Origin of the sequence: Flammeovirga aprica JL-4, from assembly GCF_012844305.1 — a bacterium.
Lineage (GTDB): Bacteria > Bacteroidota > Bacteroidia > Cytophagales > Flammeovirgaceae > Flammeovirga > Flammeovirga aprica.
On sequence record NZ_JABANE010000052.1, the window covers coordinates 55,977 to 66,484 of the forward strand.

General features: G+C 34.9%; 11 protein-coding genes. 3 read left to right on the forward strand and 8 right to left on the reverse strand.

The window, feature by feature from the left end; genetic code table 11:
- Nucleotides 1-49: 49 nt before the first annotated feature.
- The 7 genes from HHU12_RS18525 to tilS all read right to left on the reverse strand — a co-directional run bounded on the left by HHU12_RS18525 (nucleotide 50) and on the right by tilS (nucleotide 5,834).
- Complete coding sequence (locus HHU12_RS18525) at nucleotides 50-388, reverse strand: cytochrome C oxidase subunit IV family protein (RefSeq protein WP_169658226.1); 339 nt, start codon at nucleotides 386-388, stop codon at nucleotides 50-52.
- Nucleotides 389-428: 40 nt separating this feature from the next.
- On the reverse strand, nucleotides 429-1,184 hold the full coding sequence (locus HHU12_RS18530; protein WP_169658227.1) for a cytochrome c oxidase subunit 3: 756 nt from the start codon (nucleotides 1,182-1,184) through the stop codon (nucleotides 429-431).
- A 129-nt stretch (nucleotides 1,185-1,313) separates the two neighbouring features.
- Nucleotides 1,314-1,847 (reverse strand): cytochrome c oxidase subunit 3, encoded by a 534-nt coding sequence (locus tag HHU12_RS18535; protein WP_240971026.1) that lies wholly within the window; start codon nucleotides 1,845-1,847, stop codon nucleotides 1,314-1,316.
- Nucleotides 1,848-1,889: 42 nt separating this feature from the next.
- Nucleotides 1,890-2,831: a heme o synthase gene (gene cyoE / locus HHU12_RS18540; RefSeq protein ID WP_240971029.1), complete on the reverse strand. Its 942-nt coding sequence runs from the start codon at nucleotides 2,829-2,831 to the stop codon at nucleotides 1,890-1,892.
- Nucleotides 2,791-3,819, reverse strand: coding sequence for a COX15/CtaA family protein (locus tag HHU12_RS18545; RefSeq protein ID WP_169658230.1), 1,029 nt, complete (start codon nucleotides 3,817-3,819; stop codon nucleotides 2,791-2,793). Before HHU12_RS18545 ends, cyoE begins: the two co-directional genes overlap by 41 nt.
- Before the next feature lie 124 nt (nucleotides 3,820-3,943).
- Nucleotides 3,944-4,465 (reverse strand): Crp/Fnr family transcriptional regulator, encoded by a 522-nt coding sequence (locus HHU12_RS18550; protein ID WP_169658231.1) that lies wholly within the window; start codon nucleotides 4,463-4,465, stop codon nucleotides 3,944-3,946.
- A 16-nt stretch (nucleotides 4,466-4,481) separates the two neighbouring features.
- A complete protein-coding gene (gene tilS, locus HHU12_RS18555) occupies nucleotides 4,482-5,834 on the reverse strand; it encodes a tRNA lysidine(34) synthetase TilS (protein WP_169658232.1) in 1,353 nt (450 codons plus the stop codon).
- A gap of 227 nt (nucleotides 5,835-6,061) precedes the next feature.
- On the opposite strand from tilS, the gene HHU12_RS18560 reads away from it, so the two are divergent.
- The gene (locus HHU12_RS18560; protein ID WP_169658233.1) at nucleotides 6,062-7,735 is read left to right on the forward strand and encodes an OstA-like protein; all 1,674 of its coding nucleotides are present in this window, start codon (nucleotides 6,062-6,064) and stop codon (nucleotides 7,733-7,735) included.
- Nucleotides 7,736-7,844: 109 nt separating this feature from the next.
- Here the strand turns inward: HHU12_RS18560 and HHU12_RS18565 are convergent, their stop codons facing one another.
- Nucleotides 7,845-8,774, reverse strand: coding sequence for a 1,4-dihydroxy-2-naphthoate polyprenyltransferase (locus tag HHU12_RS18565; protein ID WP_169658234.1), 930 nt, complete (start codon nucleotides 8,772-8,774; stop codon nucleotides 7,845-7,847).
- A 97-nt stretch (nucleotides 8,775-8,871) separates the two neighbouring features.
- On the opposite strand from HHU12_RS18565, the gene HHU12_RS18570 reads away from it, so the two are divergent.
- On the forward strand, nucleotides 8,872-9,564 hold the full coding sequence (locus tag HHU12_RS18570; protein ID WP_169658235.1) for an SIR2 family NAD-dependent protein deacylase: 693 nt from the start codon (nucleotides 8,872-8,874) through the stop codon (nucleotides 9,562-9,564).
- A gap of 122 nt (nucleotides 9,565-9,686) precedes the next feature.
- Entirely contained in the window at nucleotides 9,687-10,091 is a 405-nt protein-coding gene (locus HHU12_RS18575) for a DUF1987 domain-containing protein (protein WP_169658236.1), read from the forward strand.
- Nucleotides 10,092-10,508: the final 417 nt, after the last annotated feature.

Below are 10,508 nucleotides of genomic sequence, written 5' to 3' on the forward strand. Positions count from 1 at the left end.
GGTGTAGAAATCAAACCATATTATTAAATAATATTACCCAAAATTGGAATTACCAGTTTTGAATAGCAGTTACTACTGCTCCACCTTCATCAAAAAGGGCTACTAATAACCATACTAAAAACAGTAATGGGAATAAAATCACAAACTTTAAAAGTTTTGTCTCATGACCTAAGTGCATGAATTCCCAAATAATGTAACCTGCTTTTACTAGAGTTAAAGCAACGAAGATAATATTTAATACAGTTCTGCTACTGCCGTCAGGCCATGCAAAAGCAAAAATAAATTCAATGATAGTGACGATAGCTAAAATTGCAGTTACTTTCACTACAGTTTTCATTTTAGCCGCCTTAATTTGCTCAGGTGTCATTGAAGCATCAAAATGTGCCATTTCTTTATTCTTTAAGAGTTAGTAAATCTAATTTTCGGTCTTATACTAGGTAGAAGAAAGTAAATACGAATACCCATACTAAATCGACAAAGTGCCAGTATAAACCACCTTTTTCGATCATCTCATAAGTACCTCTTTCTTCATAAGTTCCCATTACTACGTTGTAGAAAATAACGATATTGATGATAACACCACTTGTTACGTGAATACCGTGGAAACCTGTAATAAAGAAGAAGAAACTAGCGAATAATTGAGGACCGTATTGATTCTCTCTTAAGTTCGCACCAAAGATTTGAACACCGTCTCTGATAACACCCTCGTCTGTACCGTGGATAAAGTGAGACCATTCCCAAGCTTGACAAGCAAGGAAAGTAATACCACCTACAATCGTCCAAAGCATCCACTTTTCAACTTCTGCTTTAGATTTTCTTTCACCTGCTTCTACAGCCAATACCATAGTTACAGAAGAAAGGATTAGAATAAATGTCATTAAACCTACGAACATCAATGGAGCATCTACTCCGTGCAATCCTGGGAAAGCGTTAAATACCTTTTCCGGAATTGGCCAATAAAAGTTTTCTGAACTTGTAGCAAATTCAAAAGCTGAATATGGACCTTCATAAGCTGGGTGCATGTATCTAACCACACCGTAAGCGATTAATAAAGACGCGAATGTAAAAGCATCCGATACTAAGAAAAACCACATCATCAGTTTTCCATAAGTTGCTTTCATTGGTCTTTCTCCACCATCCCATTTAGTAACTACGGGATTTGTCAAAGTTGTAGATGATGACATAAAAAATTGTAAGTTATTTTTATAGTGTCTGTTTGAATTATATTTCCTAACACAAATAAATAGTCGATTTTTAACAATAACAACTATTTGATGACATTTGTGCTATTTTTTTATGACGATTGTCATTCTTTAGCGATTCAAAAGTAGAAATACGAAGAGATAAACCCATAATCCACCTAAAAAGTGCCAATAGTTAGCACACATCTCCATTCTTACAATAGAGGACGAATTAATTTTATTTCTATATGATTCTACAAGAATAATTGCCAAATATATAATACCACTTATAATGTGAACTCCATGCAATCCTGTAAGTACATATACAAAAGAGCCTGAAGGATTACCTACAAAATACACATTGATGTCTACTAATTCTCCCCAGCCTTTCACTTGAAGAAATAAGAAAACGAAGCCTAATATTGAAGTCAAAGTAATGGCACTTTTCAATTGTGACATGTTATCCTTCTTCGCTCCTAGATAGGCCCAGTGCATTGTCAAACTACTGACTAGTATTACAACTGTACTTGCATACAAAATGTTTGGCAATTCAAACATATACCAGTTTCCTTCCGCTTGTCTTACGATATAAGCACTAGTAAGCGCCGCAAAAATCATCACTACACTCACGATGAATAACCACATCGCAAATTTCTTTGGATGCATGCTTAAAGGGCGCTTGGGTGTATTTACTGCCGACATAATTTCTTAAATCTTATCTATTAAATATACAATTTGAACAATGGGTAAATAGATAAAGGAGGAGAACATAATCTTCAACGCTGCCTTATCTGTTTTTTCTTTTATTAGACCGAACGTCTGGAATAAAAATCCTGCTCCGGCTAATGCGGCGATAATTCCTGAAATATAACCTGTTATACCAAACTGTGTAGGCAGAAAACCCATTGGCAATAAGAACATTGTATAAATCGAAATCTGAATCGCTGTATTGACATCTTTATCGCCATTGAATGGCAACATTTTGAAACCTGCTTTTTTGTAGTCTTTATCTGCCACCCAGGCAATTGCCCAGAAGTGAGGGAACTGCCACATGAATTGGATTGCAAATAAAATCAGTCCTTCAATACCTACAAATCCTGTTGCCGCTACCCAGCCTATCATTGGCGGGAAGCCTCCCGGAAATGCTCCAACGAGTACTGAAAGGGGTGTTATTCTTTTCAACGGCGTATATACAAATGCATATAACACTAATGAGAGCAATGAAAGCAATGTTGAAAAAGTATTCAGAAAAGTAAACATTACCGCACCTCCTACTACTGCCAATACAATTGCATAAATAGCCGCTTCTTTTCTAGTGATGATACCTAATGGAAGTGGTCTGTTCATGGTTCTTTTCATCATCTTATCATATTCTTTCTCAAGAATCTGATTGATGGTGTTCGCCGAACCTGTGATCAGAAAGCTACCAATAGTCAAAGCGATCAGCTCTATAGCAGAAGCCTCTTTTGTTCCCAACAAATAACCGAAGATGCCAGAAAAGACGACAACCATTGTAAGTCTTACTTTCAACAGGTCATAGAAATCTTTCGCCCGACTCTTCCTCGGTGTTATCAACTGCTCTTTTTCTTGTACTTCTGCTACTAACATATTATGCTGTTGCGTTTTTTTGTTTGAATGTCTTATTGTCATGAGCTATAGTGTTCTCCAGAACTTTTGAGTGATTCACTAACAGCGCGATGTAGAACTGACATCCTACTATCAGTGACCCTAAGAGTAAATGAACTGGCTGAAGAAAAGCAGGAATGGCAAAATGTCCCATTATTGCTCCCGATGCGATCACAATTCCGAATAGGCCTAACATTACTTTTGACCAGAATCGTGATGGGTGATTGGCTTCAGTGCCAGTGAATATATGTTTTACAAAGACAATATTGAGGATCAATACTAAAATTGAGAACGATCTGTGTACAAGAAACGTCCATCCTAATTGATCGATCCATAATTCTCTTTGCTGTTCGTCAAAACTTTTTGCAACGATGTCAACTGACTCCCTCACTTGTGTTCCTAAAATAATTTGAAGGAAAGACAACATCAAAATGCCAAATAGCCACTTGTTGATCGTCTTGATATTGTGAGGATCTTTGTAAGTCAATTCTTTTTTATGTGATCTAGCCACAGCATAAATCAACACACCGACTATAATAAGTGCCACTAGCATGTGCAGTGTGATAAGAACAGGATGTAGATCAGAAGATACTACCTTTGAACCTAACCACCCTTCAAATCCAACTAATACAAATGCTGTAAAAGAGCACCATGTCACTATTGGGTCTTCCTTTCTATAAGAGAATGAAAAAACTAAAGTAAGGAATACAAAGAATCCAATTAAAACTCCGACCAAGCGATTGACATACTCAATCCATGTTTTTACAGGTGAAAAATCTGCTATCTCTCTGCCTTGAACCGCAAAAACTGTCTTATAATCTTCCGGAAGCTGACTCACATCTGTAGGTGGCACCCATGTACCAAAACATTTCGGCCAATCAGGACATCCCATTCCAGACCCCGTACTTCTCACTATCCCTCCTACTAGGATCAAGAAAAAAACTGCGTATACAGTAATTACTCCAAATCTTCTGTAGAGTGCTCCGTTGTTTGTTGTATTTCTGCTGTTCATACTAAATATCAATTAACCTTTATTAATAAGGAACAAAGATCAAATCATAGGTTGTAACGCAAAAATATAAAAAACATCTGATTTATATGACATTTGTCATGTTTTATTTGTGATTAAATTCATCTTAAAATGGCATAAATGCTCTTCCAAGATCAAAAAATCCAAATGATTCTTTATATGCACGGAACAAATGTGCTGTAAATCTGTCGTATATCTCCGCCATGCTTGTCATCATCTTCGCTTTGATTTTATTGTTTTCCTCAAAAATATTATGAATTACTGCCTGAGGAATAACATAAACATCGGCGTGATCTGAAAAACAAACAGCATTATAAGGTCGGTTAGTACCTTCCAGAATTGCGTTATCACCAAAAGTGTCTGTTGCCTTTAGGTGAACTAAATCTTCAAACTTATCTTCAATATCTATATTCAACGTCACGATACCTCTTGATATAAGGTAGAGTGCTTGACTTGGGTCATCTCTAAAAAATATCACCTCCCCTTTGGTGTAGTGTCTTAGGTGTAAATGAGGAGTGAATTTGGAAAGTTCGTCATCAGAAAGTTTAGAAAATAGAACTCCTCTTCTCATAAAATCGAAAAGTGTTCTTTCTTCGTGGTTATATGTCTTTTTGAAGATATTAAACATGAACGTATATCTAGTATTAATGCTTTTCTATAGAAATCTTCATCAATTTGCAAGGAAAATTCCTTATTCTCAAACTTTCTGAATTCCTAATTCCCAAAACACTTAATATTTCTCCATCATGTGATTCTAAAACCAAAATCTCACTCCTGAGGTACTGAGGTATTTTTTCGTCTTGCAGCAAGTCGAAAACTTTTTTGCTTCCACTCTTCATCCCAAAAGGTTTTATCCTATCTCCCTTCATTACTTTTCTGATTGTCAGAGGAAATCTATCTTCTGTGATGAGTAATGTTTCAGCTACTGCCTCAGCCCTATTATTGACGACTATTTTTGAAACTGAAATTTTATTATCATTATAAAAAAACTCTTTTTCATCATTTGTAATATTAGTAGCTACATCAAACTCCTTTGCTTTTTTGACTTCTTCTTTCAGAATTGCAACATTTTGGGTTGTATGTAAAGCCATTACGTTATTGGCAGAGTAATAGATTAAAGATGATTTGTCTTTATTTCTATACAAATCCTGCACAGTTACAAAGTCAAACTGATACGGCTTTAGAAAATAATACAATAGTATTTCATCTACTGCCTTCACCTCTCTAATATCAATTAAAATCTCTTCATTTTCTGTTTTTACATATTTCTTTTTGAAGGATTCCAACTGATTAAACAGGTTTTGCTCGACTTTATAAAACAACTCTGATGATAATTGAATTGTTTTCTCAACGGAAGGATTTATTTCTTTTAATATAGGAATTACTTGATGCCTCAGCTTATTTCTAGCGTACTTTGTTGACTGATTCGATTTATCTTCTCTCCACTTCCATTTATTTTCGGTGACAATTTGTACTATTTCTTCTTTTGTTAGAAATAAAAGTGGCCTCACTATATTTCCTCGTTTTGGTAATATTCCGTGCAAGCCCTCTATTCCTGTCCCTTTCGTTAAATTAAAGAGAATAGTTTCCAAATGATCTGATTTATGATGAGCAGTAGCGATGAAGTCATAGTTATTTTCATTTAGAATTTCTTGAAACCAATCGTACCTTAATTTTCTAGCCACCATTTGCACTGATTGATTGCTTTCCTCCACCTCTTTATTCGTATCTACTTTTTTAATATAAATAGGCACTCCAATTCTTTCAGCAAAACTTCTCGCAAAACTTTCATCTTCATTAGAATCCTCACCTCTCAACTGAAAATTCATGTGTGCTAAAGCAAAATCAACATTATTATACTTCAAAAACAAGGCTAATGCTACAGAATCCACCCCTCCGCTAAACGCTAACAAAAGTTTATTTTCAGTGATTCTGACCTCTATTCGATTAAGAAAAGTTAAAAATTGGTCATTATATGTTTTGTGAATGTCTATCATATACAAGTATTTTATTCGGCTAACTTAAATTTTACAGCTTGGAGTCAAATTAATTACAAATATTTTTCCATTAAAAGTACATGAAATATTGTTTTTAGACGCAACTAGGATAAATTTGCATTCTTGTAATGTTTACTCAAAAGTCTACAAAGCAAAGGTCATCACTTTTACTTGGAGATTCAATCTCTCACTAGAACGTGATCACATTTTTAAGCAGCAAAAATACAATGAAGAAACAGATTTTATTTAGCATTTTTATTTTTATCTCCTTACTCCAAAGTTTTCAATCTTATGGACAGCAAGAAGATAAAGTTAGGATAAAAGCTGCTAGATCTAAAGGTATACCGGGATATAGAGTATTCTACAGTGCTCCGGGAAAAAGGGTGGTACTAACTCAACAATCAACAACTATTTATTGCGATGAAGCACGTCAAAACAGTAAAACTGAAGATGTAGTAGCAACGGGTAATGTTATTGTTGTCGATAAAAAAACAAAAATATACGGTGATAAGCTTGACTACAGAAAAACAAAAGGCGAGGTAATCATTACGGGTAGAATTGTAAAATTAGTCGATGAAGATGTTACGTTGACTACCGATAAGCTTTATTACTACACTTCCACTAAAGAAGCTAAATATTTAACAGGAGGTAAAGTTGTACAAGAGACAATGGTCTTAACGTCAACAGAAGGTTATCTCCAAAAGAAAGAATTGATCTTTATCAAAAACGTGGTCATGGATGATTCAGTAAAGGTACAGCACCTAGAAACTGAGAAATTGATCTACGATAGAGAAACTAAAATATCCACTTTCAACACAAGAACGACCATCACAAGTAAAGATGGTGATGTCATTGCTAATGCAGGTACTTATAATAATGAGAACGGCATGGTACACTTCGAAGGTTCTGCTGTAGTTGAAAATGAAAAGTATATCTTAATTGGTGATAAAATTGACACTAATAAAGATACCGGTGATAGTCAAGCATTTGGTAATGTAGTTTTCTTTAGTAAGCAAGATACGGCAATGATTTACGCAGATGTCGTTATCCATAAAGACAGTTCTACTTTTGCTTATGGTGATGCTTTGATGTCTAAACCTATTAAGGGCAACTGGATGGACATGTATTATTTAGCAGCAGATACGCTTCACTCTATTAATGATACAACCACTCAGGAAAACACTTTATACGCCTATCATAATGTATCAATGTGGTCTTATGACATGAAATCAAGATGTGATTCATTGGTTTACTTCTACAATGACTCAATGATCTATTTCTATGATGACCCTAGAATCTGGGCACAGAAGTCACAAATGACAGCCACAACGATTAGAACTGACATCACTTCTAAAGGCGTGGAAAGACTTTATTTGAATAGAAATGGATTTATCATCTCTGAAGATACTATTCAAAACTTCAACCAAGTAAAGGGTAAGAAAATCATTGCTCACTTTGAGAACAATGAACTTTACAAGGTAGATGTAAAAGGTAATGGTATGACAAGGTTCTTCCAATTGACAGATGACAAAAGGCATATTTACGCCTTGAATAAATCTTCCTGTCCTTCCATGTCACTTTATTTTATAGAGAACAACGAAGTGGAGAACATTATCTATAATGCGAAGCACAATTCAAACGTACTGCCTCCAAGTAAAATTCAGAAGCCAGACATGTACTTACCTGGATTCAAGAATAGGTTTGATGAAATGCCTCCAAGGGAAGAACTCCTTGAAAGAATCAGAATGAGAACTGACTTACCTGATCCTATGCCAAGGGACCCTGTGAAGCAAGCGGATCAGATTAAAATCCTTTGGGACGGCTCTCAAGTATTGAATAAGAACTATAATGGCGAGAGACTTTTTGATCACTCAAGATTCAGAAAGAAGAAGCAAGAATAATATAGATTCAGAATCAGCTTAACAGCTTCCGAATCCTCAATACATAAAAAAGCGAGATGAATATCAAATACATTCATCTCGCTTTTTTATTTCCTAAACTCTATTAAATTCAACCTCCCATCAAGAAACTTAAATCAACAAATAATGGAAGAATCTGCCCTACACCAAATGTTACTGAAAACAATAATGAAGACATTGCCATTTGTTTTAAATAAGGATCAAGCTCAGCAGGCTGTGTCAATTTAGTTACGGCCATACCGTTATTTCTCAATAATGGGAAAGTCAGCACAAATAACCACTGTAACGGCGATTCAAAAGTTTGAGACACATAAATCAAACCCAACAACATTGCTGAAAATAAAAGAGTCCAGTGATACAAAACCGCCCACTTTCTTCCTATTCTCACAGGCACTGATTTCTTTCCTGCTTTTATATCTGATTCTATATCTCTAATATTATTAACGTTTAATACCGCTACAGCAAGTAAACCACAAGCTGATGCAGGGAACAGCAATAATAGATCTAATTCTTTCACTTGTAAATAATAACTTCCTATTACTCCTACTAATCCAAAGAATATATAAACGCTCAAATCACCAAGACCTGCATACCCATAAGGCTTTTTCCCCGCAGTGTATGTGATTGCCGCTATAATTGACAGTACTCCTAATCCAAGAAAATAAAAGAACTCTGTCCAAGAAGTTAAACTTATATATAAAAGGGATAATCCTGAGACTAAAGAAAGGACACTGAAAAGGATCATTGCCGTTTTCATGGCTCCCAATGAAATCGCCCCTGATTGCACCGCTCTAGAAGGCCCTTCTCTTTCCTCGTGATCAGCTCCATGAACTGAATCTCCATAGTCATTGGCTAAGTTGGATAGTATTTGTAAAAATATTGTAGTTAGAACACACAAACCCACTATCTCATAGCTGAAATATTCTTCAAGTTGCTTATACGCTAACAAACTGCCAAGTATTATACTTGACAATGCCAGTGGAAGTGTTCGTAATCTAAAGGCCTGAATCCAAGCTTTCATTGTTAAATTAATTATATTCTGTAAAAAGTTCTGACAATATTACTTTCTTTAGATGAGAAAAGCACATCTATTTTGTAACGTTTAGAGAGAAATCAACATGAAAAGGAAAAAAATTACCGTTTTGACTGGTGCGGGTATATCTGCTGAGAGTGGAATTGCTACTTTTAGAGGCAGTGACGGACTTTGGGAAGGACACGATATTATGGAAGTTGCCTCACCTCAGGGATGGCAAAAAGATAGAGAATTAGTACTTCATTTTTATAATGAAAGAAGAAAAGCAGCTAGAAAAGCAGAACCCAATCAAGGACACCTAATTTTAGCGGAGTTAGAAAAAGATTATGATGTCACGATTATTACTCAAAATGTAGACAACCTCCATGAGAGAGCCGGATCTAGCAATATTATACACTTGCATGGGCAACTATTCCAATCAAGAAGCACATTGGATGAAAGCTTAGTGTACGACATGGAAAGTGATGTTATTAATATTGGTGACAAATGTGAAAAGGGCAGTCAGCTTAGACCTCACATTGTTTGGTTTGGTGAAGATGTCCCTTTAATGGAGAAAGCGGCGGAGATCACAGAGCAAAGCGACATCTTTATAGTAGTAGGGACTTCATTGCAAGTTTACCCTGCCGCTAATCTAATTCACTTCACTCCTTCTCGCTGTAAGTCTTACCTTATAGACCCTAAAATACCTGAGAATGTGGACTTAAGAAACATAGAATTGATAGAGAAAGGAGGCAGTGAAGGGTTAGAATTATTAAGGAAAATATTAACAAAAAGCTGAATTTTTTTATAATTTTTATAGAAATAATTGTATAAGTGTATGTTTTACGTTATCATTGTTAATAAATCAATGGTAATCATTGAATTGTGTATTCCGATTGTAAGACTAACGAAACTATCTCAATGGAAAATCTATCTATTAACGCTTCTTCTCAGAATAAGCAGATACCGCAAATCTTTCTGAATGCAGATAATGGTAAAGGAGAAATTACTGGAGCGTCCTTTCACGAGAACGCATTTTACTTGTACAAAGAGGTAACGAATTGGATTAACGAGTATTTGGAGGAGAACAATGCTTTTTCTTTAACCTTTGGTGTGAACTATTTTAACACAGCATCCGCTAAAGGAATTTTTAATATTCTGTCGTCCCTAAAAGAATGGACGCATGAAAACAAATCCATATCAATAAAATGGTATGTTTTTGAAAACGATGATGATCTTTATGAAGACATTGAAACACTAGCTGAGGATGTAGAATTAAATATTTCTATCATAATGAGTGACAAAAAACATCAGATAGCAAGCTAAAGGCATTTTAATTAAGTAATCTGTCGAAATTAACTTATATCTAGTTTTCTATTTAGTTTTTGTGAGTATGAAGTTAAAAAACGCATTAATAGTGGTTCTATTAAAAGTTTTTTAGATGAAATAATCGCAAAAAATAAAGATAAATAGTGTAAGCTAATTTTGATAGAGTACTTATTCATTAAAATCTCACATCATCAAAAAAAGAGAGGAGAACTTATTCAATAAGCTCTCCTCTCTTTTTTTAGGGAACCCTGGTAAATACTTAATCTACTAACAATGAGTTATTTACTTGTTATAAAATGTAAAAAAGACCCCGAAAAATGTCGAATTAGGCTTTTTTCGGGGTTTTAACTTGCATAAATTTGAGTTCCAACAAAAAATCTATTACAAGTCTGACTCAAATATAACATGCAATTC